At 40.8% G+C, this 17578-nt stretch carries 17 protein-coding genes; 8 read left to right on the top strand and 9 right to left on the bottom strand.

Annotation, left to right across the window (positions count from 1 at the left end; translation table 11 throughout):
* The first annotated feature begins 112 nt into the window (after window positions 1-112).
* The 7 genes from FTT91_RS13270 to FTT91_RS13240 all read left to right on the top strand — a co-directional run bounded on the left by FTT91_RS13270 (window position 113) and on the right by FTT91_RS13240 (window position 5549).
* Complete coding sequence (locus FTT91_RS13270; protein ID WP_257229600.1) at window positions 113-418, top strand: hypothetical protein; 306 nt, start codon at window positions 113-115, stop codon at window positions 416-418.
* Window positions 384-863, top strand: coding sequence for a hypothetical protein (locus tag FTT91_RS13265; RefSeq protein ID WP_004971654.1), 480 nt, complete (start codon window positions 384-386; stop codon window positions 861-863). The genes FTT91_RS13270 and FTT91_RS13265 overlap by 35 nt, the downstream gene beginning before the upstream one ends.
* A gap of 162 nt (window positions 864-1025) precedes the next feature.
* On the top strand, window positions 1026-1511 hold the full coding sequence (locus FTT91_RS13260) for an NUDIX hydrolase (RefSeq protein ID WP_096901080.1): 486 nt from the start codon (window positions 1026-1028) through the stop codon (window positions 1509-1511).
* 4 nt (window positions 1512-1515) lie between these two features.
* The gene (gene mnmA, locus FTT91_RS13255) at window positions 1516-2649 is read left to right on the top strand and encodes a tRNA 2-thiouridine(34) synthase MnmA (RefSeq protein WP_180169603.1); all 1134 of its coding nucleotides are present in this window, start codon (window positions 1516-1518) and stop codon (window positions 2647-2649) included.
* A gap of 12 nt (window positions 2650-2661) precedes the next feature.
* Window positions 2662-3393, top strand: coding sequence for a high frequency lysogenization protein HflD (gene hflD, locus FTT91_RS13250; protein WP_004971659.1), 732 nt, complete (start codon window positions 2662-2664; stop codon window positions 3391-3393).
* Between the two features lie 55 nt (window positions 3394-3448).
* Complete coding sequence (purB, locus tag FTT91_RS13245; protein ID WP_019837658.1) at window positions 3449-4837, top strand: adenylosuccinate lyase; 1389 nt, start codon at window positions 3449-3451, stop codon at window positions 4835-4837.
* Between the two features lie 91 nt (window positions 4838-4928).
* On the top strand, window positions 4929-5549 hold the full coding sequence (locus tag FTT91_RS13240; RefSeq protein ID WP_004971662.1) for a DUF2238 domain-containing protein: 621 nt from the start codon (window positions 4929-4931) through the stop codon (window positions 5547-5549).
* Between the two features lie 30 nt (window positions 5550-5579).
* Here the strand turns inward: FTT91_RS13240 and FTT91_RS13235 are convergent, their stop codons facing one another.
* From FTT91_RS13235 to FTT91_RS13195, 9 genes are all read right to left on the bottom strand, one after another.
* Complete coding sequence (locus FTT91_RS13235; RefSeq protein WP_180169602.1) at window positions 5580-6206, bottom strand: cytochrome b/b6 domain-containing protein; 627 nt, start codon at window positions 6204-6206, stop codon at window positions 5580-5582.
* 172 nt (window positions 6207-6378) lie between these two features.
* Window positions 6379-7341: a protease SohB gene (gene sohB / locus FTT91_RS13230; protein ID WP_004971667.1), complete on the bottom strand. Its 963-nt coding sequence runs from the start codon at window positions 7339-7341 to the stop codon at window positions 6379-6381.
* 73 nt (window positions 7342-7414) lie between these two features.
* A complete protein-coding gene (locus FTT91_RS13225) occupies window positions 7415-8059 on the bottom strand; it encodes a hypothetical protein (RefSeq protein ID WP_004971669.1) in 645 nt (214 codons plus the stop codon).
* Window positions 8060-8154: 95 nt separating this feature from the next.
* Window positions 8155-9081 carry a phosphate ABC transporter ATP-binding protein PstB gene (pstB, locus tag FTT91_RS13220; RefSeq protein ID WP_004971671.1) on the bottom strand — a complete coding sequence of 309 codons (927 nt, stop codon included), beginning with the start codon at window positions 9079-9081 and terminating at the stop codon, window positions 8155-8157.
* 15 nt (window positions 9082-9096) lie between these two features.
* Window positions 9097-10485, bottom strand: coding sequence for a phosphate ABC transporter permease PstA (pstA, locus tag FTT91_RS13215; protein ID WP_180169601.1), 1389 nt, complete (start codon window positions 10483-10485; stop codon window positions 9097-9099).
* A complete protein-coding gene (pstC, locus tag FTT91_RS13210) occupies window positions 10485-11864 on the bottom strand; it encodes a phosphate ABC transporter permease subunit PstC (protein ID WP_180169600.1) in 1380 nt (459 codons plus the stop codon). The genes pstA and pstC overlap by 1 nt, the downstream gene beginning before the upstream one ends.
* A gap of 100 nt (window positions 11865-11964) precedes the next feature.
* The gene (locus FTT91_RS13205) at window positions 11965-12990 is read right to left on the bottom strand and encodes a substrate-binding domain-containing protein (protein WP_180169599.1); all 1026 of its coding nucleotides are present in this window, start codon (window positions 12988-12990) and stop codon (window positions 11965-11967) included.
* Window positions 12991-13464: 474 nt separating this feature from the next.
* Window positions 13465-14997 carry an aspartate aminotransferase family protein gene (locus FTT91_RS13200; RefSeq protein WP_179989311.1) on the bottom strand — a complete coding sequence of 511 codons (1533 nt, stop codon included), beginning with the start codon at window positions 14995-14997 and terminating at the stop codon, window positions 13465-13467.
* Window positions 14998-15001: 4 nt separating this feature from the next.
* A complete protein-coding gene (locus tag FTT91_RS13195) occupies window positions 15002-16375 on the bottom strand; it encodes a diaminobutyrate--2-oxoglutarate transaminase (RefSeq protein WP_004971681.1) in 1374 nt (457 codons plus the stop codon).
* Window positions 16376-16869: 494 nt separating this feature from the next.
* On the opposite strand from FTT91_RS13195, the gene FTT91_RS13190 reads away from it, so the two are divergent.
* Window positions 16870-17574 (top strand): SIMPL domain-containing protein, encoded by a 705-nt coding sequence (locus tag FTT91_RS13190; protein WP_096901090.1) that lies wholly within the window; start codon window positions 16870-16872, stop codon window positions 17572-17574.
* The last annotated feature ends 4 nt before the right edge of the window (window positions 17575-17578 follow it).

Raw genomic sequence — 17578 nt, 5'->3', positions numbered from 1 at the left:
CGACTCATGAGTGCTCGGTTATATGCGGGCCAATTGGTTGTGCGGTAGATTTTGTGTGTAGGCTTCTTCATTTGAAAATTATATCGCTGAAAAAGCCTTTACAGATAGGTTTGTGCAACAAAGCCTTGATGAAGTAAAAGATATTCCTCATTTAAAAACCCACGATCAATTGCAGTCAGCTTTAATGAAAGCTAAAAACCTGCAAAATCAGATTGATAAAATTAATGTGATTGATGCAACTAGAGATATGTTTTTAATCCAAAATAACAGAGGGCCGATCACAATTAATAGAAATATGTTTATTGATGTTTTTAAACAGGATTTTAATCCACACATGATTCAAATATTAAAATCTCAAGGTATATATTTAGGTGATCCAGACAATGTTCTATACAAAAAAATTCATAATACCCCTTAGTATATTATGTTGCTTATTTTTAACTAGCTGCTCACTCGCCTCTCAAACAGACAAAAATAGTGAAGCACTGAAAAATGCTAATCGTGGAATAGTGGGTACATTGTTATCTGATGCCAAAGTGTACCAAATCGCCTCCACATCCGAACCCTCTCCCTTAACGCAGCAATTACTACTTTCAACACTTGAAAAAGTTGCTGTAATACGAGGCTATGAGCAAACTATTGGCAATGCTTATCATTTTGATGCTGATCTAAATATTGCCCAAATCAATCAAATCTGCTGGATGGGGATTTTTCTGCAGAAATATAAGCCATATTTACCAACGCAAATTGAAAAACATGAAAGCTACCTCTGGATTAATACCTATATTAAACATTGGCAACAACAACTAAATAGCACTTATGGTGAGACATTGATTGAAAATGACTGTAGAAAATCAGAGTAAATCTATAACGTTCAAGCTATTCTTGGCGAAACGTTGATTATATTTTTGTTGATTTATCTCCGAGCATGCAGGTGCGATAACATCTTAAAGAAATCCCCTTTCAACATAGCCACATCCCCCTAAATTTTGTAGAATATGCGTTTTACCCCATGGTGCTTTTCAATGACCGCTTGGACTGCTCACGTTACTGTCGCCACCGTTATCGAAAAAAACGGAAAATTCCTGTTTGTTGAAGAACATACAGAAGGTGTGACGCATAGCGTGTTTAATCAGCCTGCAGGGCATGTTGAAGCTGGCGAAAGCTTAATTGAAGCAGCAATACGTGAAACCATGGAAGAAACTGGGCATCGGGTGAAAATTAATGCCTTACTCGGTATTTATAGCTATACTCCGCCTATGTTTCCTGACCGCACCTATTATCGCTTCTGCTTTCTAGCCGAATCGCTGCAACATGATGCGCAAGCCCAGCTCGATCCCGATATTATTGGTACAGTATGGATGTCTGCAGACGAACTGGCTGAATCGGCACGTGCCCGAAGTCCGTTGGTACTGAAAGCGGTTCAAGATGCGCTCAGTGGTCAATCTTATCCTTTATCGCTCATTTACGAGCACCAAAATTCTCCCCTTATTTCTAGTTTGGATGCCTAATCCTATGCAACAACGTGTCATCGTCGGTATGTCAGGTGGTGTAGATTCATCTGTTTCTGCTGCACTTCTACTTCAACAAGGTTATCGGGTTGAAGGGCTTTTCATGAAAAACTGGGAAGAAGATGACGGCACTGAATATTGCACCGCGATGGAAGATCTTGCCGATGCGCAAGCGGTGTGCGACAAGCTAGGCATTAAGTTGCATACAGCCAACTTTGCGATGGAATATTGGGATCGGGTTTTTGAGCATTTTCTTGCCGAATATGCCGCAGGACGCACGCCAAACCCAGATATTTTATGCAATAAAGAAATTAAGTTCCGTGCCTTTTTAGATCACGCCATGAATTTAGGTGCAGATTTTATCGCCACAGGTCACTACGCTCGTCGTGGTGGAACGCAGTACAACTCCAAAGGTGAAGCATACGCTCCACTGTTACGTGGTTTAGATAAAAATAAAGATCAAACCTATTTCTTACATGCAGTGCATGGTCGTGAAATCAATAAAACCTTGTTCCCTGTGGGCGAAATTGAAAAGCCGCAAGTCCGAAAAATTGCCGAAGAACTAGATTTAGTCACTGCCAAGAAAAAAGACTCGACAGGGATTTGCTTTATTGGTGAACGTCGCTTTAATGATTTCTTAAAACAATATTTGCCTGCTCAAGCTGGAAAAATTGTTTTAGACGATGGCAAAGAGGTTGGTGAACATCACGGCTTAATGTACTATACGCTCGGTCAGCGTGGCGGGATTGGTATTGGCGGCTTAAAAGGTGTTGCTGAAGGTGCATGGTTTGTCCTGCATAAAGATATTGAAAACAATCGTTTAGTGATTGGTCAAGGTCATGAACATCCACTCATGCAAAGCACTATTTTATGGAGCGAAGCAATTGATTGGGTGGCAGGTGAACAAGAAATTCCAGCGTCAGGCTTCCATTGTACTTGTCGCACTCGCTATCGCCAAGATGATCAGGACTGTGTAATTTTCAATGATGACAGCATGCCTGGCGGTGTACGTGTGGAATTTGATGAACCACAACGTGCAGTCACTCCTGGTCAAAGTGTCGTATTCTATTCAGGCGAAATGTGTTTAGGCGGTGGTGTGATTCACCATACCAATGCACCTAAACCCGATTTTATTTAAGGATTGTTTTGGATGACAGAGTTACCGTTTCAACAGTCACCAACTCTGAATGTTCGCCAAAATCGTGCCTTGGCGTTAGCGGGTGTGTTTCAAGCCACCCAGCTCACGCACATGACTGCACTCACAGGCAGACAAAGTATTGGTGAAAGCGGTAACTTTTATTTTGAGCAATTAATTAAAGCCAGTTTAAATATCCGTCCAAGTAGCAATCACAGTTCGCAAACTTTGGATTTTTTTAATCATTTGGCCGATATTTCTTTGGGTTTAAAAACGCTAGAAAGCAGCATCAACCAACCTTTTAATACTGCTCCTAAATCGCGTTTACCTAAATTATCCAATACCAAACTACCCATGTCGTATGCGATGGCACTCTTACAATTAGAAAAGAAAGTGTATAGCAATCCTAAATACGTCGAAATTATTGAGCAGTCACAGCAAAAAATCTTAAAACAACTTTCATTTTTTGATCATAACTATTTGCATCCCAGTATTATTGCCAATTTAGCCCAAACCTATGTCGATACTGCGGGACAAATTAACCCGCGCATTATGGTACGTGGCAATGCAGAAGCATTTAAGGATTCTGCACATACCAACCGAATTCGAGCTTCGCTTTTTACAGGCTTACAAATGGCACACCTTTGGCGTCAACTTGGTGGCAGTTCATGGGGCATGGTATTTAGCAAACGTAAATTATTACGTGATATTCAAGATCTGGCGCGTTTACAGTATCAGGTGGTTTAAACCATGCTGAACACGCTTTTGTTTTAGGTTTAATTCCAAAGTTTAAGGAATCGATATGAACGCTTTAACCGCACTTTCTCCATTAGATGGGCGCTATGCAAGCAAATGTGATGCTCTCCGCCCTTTCCTCTCTGAGTTTGGTTTAATCCATGCTCGTGTGACTGTTGAAGTGCGTTGGTTACAAGCGCTTGCCAATCGTCCTGAAATTACCGAAGTACCTGCTTTCAGTGCTGCAACGAATGCTGCATTAGATGCAATTGTTGCAGATTTCTCTGAAGATGATGCCAACCGCATTAAAGAAATTGAACGCACCACCAACCATGACGTAAAAGCAGTTGAATATTTCTTAAAAGAAAAAATTGCCAACATTGATGAGTTAAAAAATGCAGGTGAGTTCATTCACTTTGCTTGTACTTCAGAAGACATCAACAACTTGTCACATGCTTTAATGCTTAAAAATGGTCGTGAAGTATTGGTTGCAGCGATGCAGCAAATCATTGATTCGATTGTTGCATTGGCAGAAAAACACGCAGATCAACCAATGTTGTCACGTACTCACGGTCAAACTGCAAGCCCAACAACTTTGGGTAAAGAAATGGCAAACGTGGCATATCGTCTTGCACGTCAAATCAAACAGTTCAAGCAAGTTGAGCTTTTGGGCAAAATCAATGGTGCAGTAGGTAACTACAACGCTCACCTTTCTGCATACCCAGAAATCAACTGGCCTGCACATTCTCAAGCATTTGTAGAATCTTTAGGTTTAAGCTTTAACCCATACACGACTCAAATTGAGCCACACGACTATATGGCAGAATTGTTTGATGCGCTACGTCGTTTCAACACCATTCTAATCGACTTCAACCGTGACGTTTGGGGCTACATCTCACTTGGTTTCTTCAAGCAAAAACTGAAAGAAGGTGAAGTTGGTTCTTCAACCATGCCGCACAAAGTAAACCCAATTGACTTTGAAAACTCTGAAGGTAACTTGGGTATCGCCAATGCAGTCTTGGCTCACTTAGGCGAAAAATTACCAATCTCTCGCTGGCAACGTGACTTAACTGACTCGACTGTATTGCGTAATATGGGTGTTGGTTTTGCACAAAGCTTGATCGCATTTGAAGCTTGCTCTAAAGGTATTGGCAAACTTGAATTGAACGCACAACGTATTCTTGAAGATTTAGACAATGCTCAAGAAGTATTGGCTGAGCCAATTCAAACTGTGATGCGTCGTTATAACATCGAAAAACCATACGAAAAATTAAAAGCTCTTACACGTGGTCAAGCTATGACACGTGACATGATGGTAGATTTCGTGAATGGTAATGAGTTGGAAGGCGTTCCTGCAGCAGATCGCGCACGTTTAGCGACAATGACGCCTGCAACTTATACAGGTAATGCGGCTGAACAAGCGAAACAAATTCAAGATTTAATTGCTAAAATCTAATTTGTAAAAGCTGTCATCACAATACAAAAATGCGAAGCTTCGGCTTCGCATTTTTATTAGAATAAAACAAATCTTCCAACTTAAACATCACATGCAAAATCAATTCCGCATTCAACATTACTGTGCTTTAGGCTTGGTTATACTCGCCATGCTTGCTGCCAGTATTCAACCACTGGAATTTGAATCGTATCTACTGCATCAGGCAGGCACAGTTTTTATGCTCGCGGCTTTATTGATTGCGTTTAAAAAAGTAGGACTGAGTTTTTCTAGCTTTGTGCTGTATTTAATATTTTTACTGATTCATATTGTCGGAGCACATTATCTGTATTCTTATGTGCCCTATAATGATTGGATTTTGCACAGCTTTGGCTTCAATTTAGATCAGAGCATGGGTTGGTCACGCAATATGTATGACCGTTTTGTGCATTTGGCTTATGGTATTTTGCTCTATCCTGTTTTATTGCGCTTGTTTGAAGTCTGGTTTCCAAAAAACAAACCTATCGTTTTATATCTTTTGGTCATTCAATTTATCATGGCAAGCAGTTTAATTTATGAATGGGTGGAATGGCTCATTGCGCTTGGCTTATCGCCAGAAGATGCTGAAAATTATAATGGTCAGCAAGGTGATATTTGGGATGCACACATGGATATGCTTTTAGCAACGATAGGAGCAATGCTGATGGGATGCTTCTACTTGATCAAGAAACCCTAACAGGATGCCTCTTTCGTACTAAATCCAAATTTATTGCCAATACCACCACCAGAAGCCAGCTAAACTTGCGACTGAAATCATCCAGATCAACACCGTTAATACTGCAGGTTTAACTGAACCCCAAAACATGGTTTTGGCAAGCCATTTTTTAAACAATACGCTGCTTAAAGTTAAGCTCGCTAAATGCACCAATACCGCAGCTAAGAATAAATTTGCTGCAAATTCATGTAGCTCTTTTAAAGTATGACTTTGGGTATAATCGGTGAAAAATCCAACCAACACAGTTAAAGGCAATGCCAACCAAATCAACAAAATACTGAATTGAAACGCACTGGAACTGCCTGACTTTAAAAACGGTAATGAAAAAAACTGCTGTGGCTGTTTCCAATCGCGTTTTACAAATTGTTGAATCATGCCTAAACGTTTAGAAATTCCTGTCGGCTGTGTGCTGTTCAACATACTCAACACCTGCCATACGATTCGTAAAGCTAAACTAATCCCCAACGTATAGCCAAAAGCCATATGTAACTGATGCCATTCTTCCGCATCACCTGTTAAGTAAGCCCCTGTAAAACTTAGCAGCATCACCACATGCAAAAAGCGAATCATTAAATCTGTAGATGTTGATTGCTTCGCGGGCACACTATTTGTTTGCATATTCAATCTATCAAGGTGGTTTTGTTCTTATCACAAAGATATAACATCAAGCTGAATTGAAAATTAAGATGCTTAAATCAAAGACCCTATATTTTTGAATAAAAGTGAATAAAAAAATTGCGCTCAATTGAGCGCAATTTTTAGATAAATTTTAGAAGTTAGATCATCACTATTACAGTTTAGGATCACGGATTTGCAACAAACTGCTGTTGGCTTTGCTTAGGCTATCAACCAGTTTATTCATCACTGCAGGAATCAAACTGTCTGCCATTTGTGCAGCTTGCAAACCCAGTTTTTCACCCAAAGTTGGCTTTTTACGGGTTTGAATCACATAAATATCATGCTGTGGCAACAAACTTAGTAAGTATTCATCTGAGGTTTGTAACTTATCTACCAAGTTTAAATCCAGTGCATCCTGACCATACCAATGCTCACCTGTTGCCACTTTTTCAACATTCAGTTGTGGACGGTATTTTTCGACAAAGTGTTTAAATAGTACATGAGTTTGTTGCAATTCTTCTTCAAACTTAGCCTTGCCTTCTTCGGTATTTTCACCAAACATGGTCACAGTGCGTTTGTATTGACCTGCTGTGTACATCTCAAAATCTATATTTTTTTCTTTGAGCAAGCGATTAAAGTTAGGCACTTGTGCCACTACGCCAATAGAACCCAAAATCGCAAATGGCGCTGACACAATTTCTGAACCAATACATGCCATCATATAGCCACCACTTGCTGCGACTTTATCGACGCAAATCGTGAGATGGAAACCTGCATCACGCAAACGTACCAATTGTGCAGCTGCAAGCCCATAACCATGCACCATACCGCCTGGACTTTCCAAACGTACCACAACACGGTCACGTCCAGCTTTGGCCGTTGCCAAAATTAGGGTGATTTCTTCACGCAATTGCTCTACAGCAGACGCAGCAGTATCACCTTTAAAATCCAACACATAAATTTTTTGATTGTTCTTTTTACGGGCGCGCGCTTCACGTGCCATTTGTTGTGAAAGTTGTAATAGCTCGAGTTTAGATGCCGTGGTTTGCGCAATTTTTTTTCGTTGTTCATTAATTCGCGCATTCAAATGACTAATCCGAATTTCGGCAGGTAGTTTAGGTAAATGAAATAACATAAAAATGAGTTCTCAATTTAATTCGGTTTATTAGGACTACATTAGGTCAATTTCGACTTTTTCAATACTTTTTCTATCTTAAAGCAGCTTCTTTTTGAATCAATCGTAAATATCGTTTAGAAATCTGCCGAACAGCCATTAAACGTACAGCAAACCAAATTTGCCCCTGATAGCAAATCCCAATAATAAGTGCGTTGATCGGCCACCAACCAAACAGTAGAAAACTACCTCTACGCTCATGATCTGAAGGTGTAAGCATTGAATAGAAACACACTAAACCTACGCAGAAACACATTACGCAAAGAAATTCACCTACTGCACTGTGCAAGAACGGTAACTTATTTTTTTGTTGTGCTTTTACATAGCGATAAAACTTAAATTTAGCATTGGCATCAATATAGTCTCGCCAAGCCTGCCGAAAATGGGGATCACTTGCTTGCTGCTGTACCCTAAAATAAACAACAAGCACTATCACACCTGAAACTATCACAAATTGATCATACAACCAACGATGATAATTGCTCATATTGGGGCTTTGAGAAGTTGGAAACCACCCATCATGATTAAAAAACGTTGCCAATAAAATACTCAGCAAAACCAAAAGTGCTGCTATTGTCTCTGCACTATGTTGAAATCCAAACAAGGCATCGATTATTTTTTTCGTGGCTTGGCGTGCTGGTTTTGCCTGTTGTCGTTCTTCTTGTGAAGGAAACTGCATTTTTTATTTTCGCTGCGCGTACAAAACAATCAATACTATAACAAAAAAACAGAATCCTAAGATTCTGTTTTAATAGCTTTCAGGACTTAAGCAGATTAACCAAAACGACCTGTAATATACGCTTCTGTTAATTGATGGTCTGGCTGAGTAAATACTTTTTCAGTCGCATTCACTTCAATCAAATCACCCAAATGGAAGTATGCGGTACGGTCAGATACACGCGCTGCCTGTTGCATTGAGTGCGTTACAATCGCAATCGTATATTGGGTAGAAAGTTCAGAAATTAATTCTTCTACTTTTGCCGTTGCGATTGGGTCAAGCGCCGAACATGGTTCATCCATCAAAATTACTTCTGGACTTACCGCAATGGTACGCGCGATACAAAGACGTTGTTGCTGACCACCAGAAAGACCTGTACCTGGTTGATTCAAACGATCTTTCACTTCATCCCACAAACCTGCCTTACGCAAGCTGTTTTCTACAATTTCTTCTAAATCGTACTTATCACGTGCTAAACCATGCAATTTAGGACCATAAGCCACGTTTTCAAAAATTGATTTCGGGAATGGGTTTGGCTTCTGGAACACCATGCCCACTTGCGCACGCAATAACACCACGTCAAGGTTCGGGTCATAAATGTCTTGGTTATCCAACATTACTTTACCCGTTACACGACAGCTATCAATCGTGTCGTTCATACGGTTTAAAGTACGCAAGAACGTAGATTTACCACAACCTGATGGACCAATGAAAGCAATAACTTCATTTTCATAGATATTTAAATCAATACCTTTAATCGCTTCAGATTCACCATAGTACACATGCACGTCATTGGTACTTAACTTTACATTTGATGATTTCGCTTCTTTTTTGCTTGAAGTTTGCGTATCAAATTGTGAAACAAACGAAGTCGATGATTGCTTCTGTTCTACATCGGTAGATGTAAATTGGCTTTGTTGTGGATTCACTTGCTTATCCTGTTCTAAGGAATTCTGTTTTTCTGTGCTTGCTACAGCATTCATATTCTCTGCCCTCAATTACCAGCGTACTTCAAACTTCTTACGTAACCAAATTGCAAGGCTGTTTAAGCCAATCATTAGCGCAAGTAGTACGATAATGGCTGCAGCGGTACGTCCCTCGAAGAAGTTACGCAATTCATTACCCTGCCATAAGAAAATTTGCACAGGTAACGCAGTAGATTGATCAAGTGGAGTTGCTGGTACACTGGCAACGAAAGCACTCATACCAATTAATAACAATGGTGCGGTTTCACCTAAAGCTTGTGCGACACCAATAATTGCACCCGTTAAAATACCCGGCAATGCAAGTGGGAGTACGTGGTGGAACACTGTTTGTAAACGAGAAGCACCCAAACCTAAAGCAGCTTGACGAATAGACGGCGGCACTGCTTTTAATGATGCACGCGTGGTAATAATCACGGTTGGTAAAGTCATTAAACTCAGTACCAAACCACCGACCAATGGTGCAGACAATGGTAAATGCATCCAACCAATAAAGATCGCGGCACCCAACAAACCAAATACAATAGAAGGTACAGCGGCCAAGTTATTGATGTTCACTTCAATAATATCAGTAATCGCATTTTTTGGCGCAAATTCTTCTAAGTAAATTGCTGATGCAACACCAATTGGAATCGAAATAAAGATCACAATCAGCATCATGAATAATGAACCCGTGAATGCACCTGCCAAACCAGAAGTCGCTGGAGAACTACGTGAGTCTGGGCTAACAAAAATATTGGTATTGAAAGTACTTTCAATAATACCTTGTGACTCTAACTTGTCTGCTAATTGACGTACTTCAGGGCTTAACTGTTGCTGCTCATCTGGCAGGCTACGGTCAATCTTGCCTTCTAACCATACATCGACGTTGGCATCTGCAAGTACTTTAACATCTTTGGTTTGACCAATCAGTGATGGATCAGCCAACACCATGTCACGTACACGGTACGCTTCAGAACTGGTATATAAATAGCCAAGATCATCACGCTGTGCTTCTAGCGCTTTATCTTTAGCAATAATGCCGTTCACAATGAGGGCATCCCAATCGACCATGCCCATTTCAGTTTGCCACGCAATCATACGTTCTTCGTATTGGGCTGGTGACTCACCTGCAATTGCTTTCGGTTTTGGACCTACATTCACAACTGCTGGATCGAAATAAATTGGAAGGCTCATGCTGCTTTGCCAAAATGCTGGCAAGCCTTTGGCCAAAATACTGCCAAAAAGCAACACGACAAAGAATAAACCTGCGATAACTGCCGACAGCCCCATAATACGGAAAGTTTTTTCCTTACGATGGCGCTTACCCAATGAACTGGCGATAGTCTTTTTACGTTGTTCACGTAATTCGGCAGCAGCTTGTGGATCTAACTGATCCAAAGACGATGTATTTGAAGTACTCATTAGTCGTATTGCTCACGATATTTACGCACGATGTATAGTGCAACAATGTTCAAACCTAAGGTAATCACGAACAGGGTCAAGCCAAGTGCGAAAGCAACCAATGCTTGTGGACTTGCGAAATCTGTATCACCTGTTAATTGGTTCACAATCGTAATCGTAACCGTAGATACCGCCTCTAATGGGTTTGCGTGTAGTAAAGGACTATTACCTGCAGCTAACACCACAATCATGGTTTCACCAATCGCACGTGACGCAGCAAGTAAGAACGCACCAATCACCCCTGGTAATGCAGCTGGCATAACCACACGGCGAATGGTTTCAGATTTGGTTGCACCCAAGCCTAAAGAACCATCACGTAGCGCACGCGGCACTTGCGTAATAATGTCATCAGACAATGAAGATACAAATGGAATGATCATAATACCCATGACCAGACCTGCAGTTAATGCACTAGTGGCATTAATATCGAGTCCAATTAAGGCACCTGCAGTTTTTAAGAACGGACCAATGATCATCATGGCAAATACACCATATACAATCGTTGGAATACCCGCTAAAACTTCAATGGTTGGTTTTGCCCAAGCACGGAATTTAGGAGATGCATATTCTGCTAGATAAATTGCAATCATTAAGCCAATTGGTACTGCAACAAGTAAGGCAATACCACTGACCATTAAGGTACCCCACAGCAATGGCAATAAACCATAACTGCCGTCTGCACTACCCGATGTACTAAAACCTGGGTTCCAGACAGTACCAAAGAAGAAATCCAGTGGGCTAACGAAACTAAAGAATCGCATTGCTTCACTGAACATAGACATCACAATACCAACTGTAGTCAGAATCGCGACACCAGAACATAATGCCAAAGAAATGTTGATGATTTTTTCAACTTGGTTACGTGCGCGGAATTGTTGTGAAACACGTTTCTTTGCCCACACCAGACCAAATAAAGCCGCACAAATAACAACCGCAAGTTTAGCGTATGAACCAATCGTTGCTACTTTAGACAATTGCTCTGCCGCTGCAACTTCGTATGCAGCAGGTGTATCACTTACACCAAAACCAGATGCAATGGCTTGTACGCGATCAACCAAAACACTTGTACTTGCAGGGTCTAGGCTTGCAGCAATGTGCGCTGGCACATTATTAATTACCACTTGCTCTAGAATACTTGGTTCAACCAAGTTCCAAACAATCAAAATTAAAAAAGCAGGAATACCACACCATAATGCTACCAACGCGCCATAATATCCTGGGCGTGAATGTAACATTGCAGAGTTATTTCCCTTACCTGCTAGGTTACGGCTCTTGCTTAACCCGATTTGATAGGCTACGGCGATAATCGCCAATAACACACCTATGAGTAGCAGATTCATGTATTCTCCACTGTTTTTTCAATTTGTGTTTTTGAAAAAACATTTCTTAGCAAAAAGCCGATGGCAGGTTGTTCCCTGCCATCAGCTGCTTTAACTCAAATTACTTAACCGCTTTACCAGCTTTGAAGTTAGCAAGAACTTGTGCACGCTCTTTGTCAGACATAGAGATCAAACCTGCTTTGTCTAATTTAGAACCTTTACCAGATACTTTCTTGCTCAAGAAGTATTCAGTAAATTGCGGTAAACTTTTGATTGATTTAAGGTGCTCACCTTTCACGTAGAAGAACAATGGACGTGATACAGGGTAAGAACCATTTAAAATTGTGTTTTCAGATGGCGCTACGTTGTTTACAGTTGCAACACGTAAACGGTCACGGTTTTGGTCATAGAAACCTAAGCCGAATACACCTACTGCGCTTGGAGAAGTTTTCAAACGTGCCAGTGTTTCTGTGTAGTCACCCGCGATTTCGATTACACGACCATCCTTACGGAAAGTAGTACACGCTTTCTTTTGCGCATCTTTGTCTAATGCTTTGATTGCAGCATAAGCTTCACAGCCTGCATCAACCATTTTCTCTTGGAACACTTCACGTGTACCGTGGTTAGACGCTGGAATTACAAGTGTAATAGGCTCGTTTGGAAGTGTTTTGTCAATTTGGTTCCAACGTGTATATGGGTTAGCAACCATCTTACCTTTAGATGGTAATTGAGCTGCAATTGCTGCATATACATGGTAAGGCTTTAATTTGTAAGCCGCTTTGTTTGCGTTAGAAGCAAATACGATACCGTCGTAACCAATTTTAATTTCTAAAACTTGGTTTACGCCTGCTTTTTTACAAGCAGCTAATTCTGAATCTTTAATTTTACGAGATGAGTTCGCGATGTCGATTGTGTTATCACCCACACCTGTACAGAACTGCTTCAAACCACCTGAAGAACCGCCTGAACCAACAACTGGAGTTTTGAATTGTGGGAAAGTATTACCAAATTCTTCTGCTACAATACTTGCGTATGGTAGAACGGTTGAAGAACCCGCGATTTGGATGGTGTCACGAGCTGCGTTTGCAGTTGTTGTTACAGCTGCTGCAGATACGGCTAAAGCAATGGCGATGTTAGTAAAGCGCATTCTGTTCTCTCTCATAGTATGCAAGTTCGGAGTACGTCACTTGTTATTAAGTTTTGTACTTATTTCGATAACTGCATTGTGGTTTTATAATATGACAACCATGTTACAGCTTTGTTACGCTTTGGTTATATTTGCTTTTCGTATCTGAAATAATTTTTAAATGATTTAAAATCAATAACTAATAAAACACTAGAGTGCTTATTTTTTTCAGTATTTAAATTTCAAATTGTAATAATTCATGCCAATGTCATCATTATTTATGGTTTTTTCTACCAAAATTGATGGTTTATTCGCCAATTGCGTAATTTTTATGACATCCGCAGTGCATTATTTGAGCCCAAAACACCCAATCCATCACAAAATTCAAGCAAGAACGGTACAACACTTCACTGCAATATTTTTAATCAGACACAAAAAAAGCCACCGTAGTGACTTCTTTTGTTGTATTTCATAACAATCTGAATAATGAAAGCATTAGTCGATTGGTGGCGTATAAGTACCCGCGACAATCGCATCTTTAATGCGATCTGCTTCTGCCAATACTAGGCCTAACAAGTTTTTCACGTTTTCAAGTGTTGCCACTGGACTTAAAGTCGTCATCTTCAATGATTGAACATTACCGACTTTAGTTACACCAATATTGGCCTCACCACGTGCAAATAATTCATCTGCCACGTTTTGGTTCAAGCTATCCAAGAACTCTGCAGGATAACCTTCAGGCACAACACGGAACAACACTGAAGCAAATTGTGGTTCAACCAACAATTCTAAACCTGCAGTCGCCTTAATATAATCAGCAACGTCACGGGTTAGCTTCACACCATGATCAATCATAGAACCGTAAAGTTCTTCACCCAAGGCTTCAATTGTCATCCAAAGTTTCAATGCATCAAAACGACGTGTTGTTTGTAATGACTTAGACACCAAGTTTGGTACGCCATGTTCTTCATCATAAGCAGAGTTCAAATATTCTGCTTCATAGTGCATGAAACGATAGTTCGCTTCATCTTTCAGTAAGAACGCACCGCACGAAATAGTTTGGAAATAATGCTTATGGAAATCCAGTGTCACAGAATCAGACAACTCAATACCATCAAGCATGTCACGATGACTGTTAGAAAGAATTAATGCACCACCCCAAGCTGCGTCAATGTGCATCCACGCGCCATATTGATTGGTGATGTCACGAATCTTTTTAAGTGGATCAATCGCGCCCGCATCGGTTGTACCCGCAGTTGCAACCACACATGCAACGATCTTACCTTCAGCTTTTAAATGCGCCATGGTTTGCTCAAGTGCAACCACGTCCATTTGTGCATTTTCATTAACAGGTACAGTAACAACCGATTGGAAGCCCATACCCATCATCGCCATGTTCTTTTGCACAGAGAAGTGTGCATTTTCAGAACAAATGACTTTCACATTACGCATTGCATCGCTTGGAATACCATCGCGCTGAACAGACCACGGATTACCGTTTTCATCTTTCCAGTTCTTTGCAATACACGCATCACGCGCCAATAACACACCCATCAAGTTAGACTGCGTACCACCTGAAGTGAACACGCCCGCTTGACCTGCACCATAGCCAACTTTTTGACGTAACCAGTCAATTAGTTGTACTTCCATCAATGAACCTGCAGGGCTTTGATCCCAAGAGTCCATAGACTGGTTGGTTGCGTTAATGAGAACTTCTGCAATTTGGCTTGCCACCATAGTTGGACAATGCAAATGTGCCAAAGAATGTGGATGATGAACTTTTAAACTTTTGTTTAAGAAAAGCTCAACCATGCGTTCCAATGACTTTTGTACACCCAAACCTTGTTTTGCAGGCTGGAAAGAAATCGCTTCACGCAATTCTTTAATGCTGCCGCCTGTGTACATTTTGTCATTTTGCAACCATGCCGCGACTGCTTGAGTCGCTTGTTCCATTGCTGCACTGTAGTCAGCAATGGATTGAGCATCATTGCAGAGTAACGCTTTACGATGTTCTGCAAAATCTACCATAAACTTATGCGCCTCGAACTGCGACTAACGCTTCAGCAACTGCTTTCTTGAAGCGAGCGATGACTTCTACACACTCTTCTTGAGTAATGATGAGTGGACAAAGTAAACGGATTACCGTACCACCACGACCACCTTTCTCAAGCAACAATTTGTTGTCAAAACATGCAGCTTGAACAGCAGCAGCCAATTGAGAGTCTGCTGGATAAGCACCTAAACGGTCTTTTTCTTGGCGTTCATCTACAATTTCGATACCAATCATTAAACCGCGACCACGCACGTTACCAATACATGGGAATTCAACAGCTAATTTTTTCAATTCAGCTTGTAAGAACTCACCACGCTCTTGCGCATTTTGTGCAAGGTTTTGTTCTTTAATGGTTTTAAGCACCACAAGACCAGTACCCATTGCCAATTGGTTACCACGGAAAGTACCCGTGTGACCTGCAGGCTGCCATGCGTCAAACTTACGTTTAATTGCAAGTACAGCCAATGGCAAACCACCACCAACAGCTTTAGACATTACAATCACGTCTGGCTCAATGCCTGCATGTTCAAATGCAAACATTTTGCCTGAACGTGCAAAGCCCGCTTGAACTTCGTCTAAAATTAAAACGATGTTGTGCTTTTCAGTCACTTCGCGGATTTTTTTCAACCATTTAATTGGTGCAGTCACTACACCGCCTTCACCTTGAATTGCTTCAAGAATCACAGCTGCAGGCTTAGTTACACCGCTTTCTACATCTTCAATGAAGTTTTCAAAATAATACGTTAAAGCATCTACACCCGCTTCACCACCAATACCAAGTGGGCAGCGGTATTCATGCGGATATGGCATAAATTGAACACCAGGCATTAAACCATTGACTGCGTTTTTTGCAGACAAGTTACCTGTCATCGCCAATGAACCATGAGTCATACCATGATAGCCACCTGAGAAGCTGATGACTGAGCTACGACCTGTATAGGTTTTTGCAAGTTTGATTGCCGCTTCTGTGCCATCTGCACCTGTAGGACCACAGAACTGCAAGCAGTATTCTTCTTGACCACCAGGCATGTGTGAAAGTAACGCTTCAGTAAAAGCATCTTTCAAAGGTGTCGTTAAATCTAGGGTATGTAATGGCAAACCACTCGCTAAAGTGTCTTGGATGCTTTGAACCACCGCAGGATGGTTATGGCCCAATGCCAAGGTTCCTGCCCCAGCCAAACAATCTAGGTACTCAGTACCTTCAACATCGGTAACCCAACAACCCAGTGCTTTCGCTATCGCTAACGGTAATTTACGAGGATAACTACGCACATTCGATTCCATCTGACTTTGGCGAGTCAAGTAGTATTCGTTTGTGGAATGGTTGGCAGGGTTTACAGAAGTAACGCTCATATCGAATTACCATCTCTGATATGGGTTGAAAGAAATAAGTCTGGTGACTTGCGGTCCTTTGACTCGGTGCTTTTTTGATCTAGCGAGATAGAGTTTTGTTCTTCAAGACTAGGAAGCGGGATAATACCTAATTTTTCTAGAAAATAAACAGGTTTAACCCAAATATTGCCTAATTTCATCGAAAAAACATATCTTGCAGATGATTCGATTGAATTATCATCTTACATTGTGACAAAGGAAAGAAAATTTAACTCTTTCCACTTCCTTTATACGTTTTTTTGCACAATCTCTCAAGTCATGCAGCATTTATTTTCAAAATAGTATAGATCATTATTTTTATTGAATTTTATAAATGCTTTTTTGCTGCAATTTTTAACGCATATTTTACAAAGCCACCACAAATTCAACTAAAAATCCTCACAAAGCAAAGTTACTATTTAAATCAATTCAAACGCTTTTCATAAATCCTGATCCCCTGAATAATAGGTCAAAATATGCGCTTACTTTCTCTCGCTGCTACCCTGTTGGCTGTTGGTGCTGCAAGCACTGCTTTTGCCCAACAAAATGAATCTTTAAATTACAATATCGTCAATGTTCAAGCCGAAGCTACACGCGAAGTTTCAAATGATCAAATGCACGCTGTGTTATATATTGAAAAAAGTCACAAACAGCCTGCTGAACTTGCATCACAAATTAACCAGTTAATGAGCCAAGCCATTGCAACTGCACGTAAGTATCCACAAGTGAAAGTTGAAACGGGCTCACAAACCACCTATCCAATTTACGACAATGACAGTCGTAAGTTAAAAGAATGGCGCGGTCGTGCAGAGGTACGGGTACAAAGCACCGATTTTAAAGCCGCAAGCCAGTTGGTGAGTGAGCTACAACAAAACTTTCAGACCCAATCAATTAATTTTAGCGTGTCGGATGCACAACGCAAAAAAGTTGAAAACGAGTTGATGGTCGAAGCGTCTAAAAACTTTCAACAACGTGCGCAAATGTTAAGTCAGGCTTGGAATAAATCGGGCTATAACTTGGTTAATTTGAACCTAAACACCAATTCTTATTTTCCGCAGCCTGTTATGCGCGCAAGCATGGCAAAATTTGCAGTCGCAGAAACGGCTGTAGCTGATCAAGATATGGCAGCAGGTGAATCTAAAATTACCGTCAATGCAAATGGAACGATTCAGTTTAAATAAACCT

The organism is Acinetobacter sp. YH12021, from assembly GCF_013420145.1.
Lineage (GTDB): Bacteria > Pseudomonadota > Gammaproteobacteria > Pseudomonadales > Moraxellaceae > Acinetobacter > Acinetobacter towneri.
The sequence above is the reverse complement of the archived record's forward strand: the minus strand, read 5'-3'. Positions and strand labels throughout refer to the sequence as shown.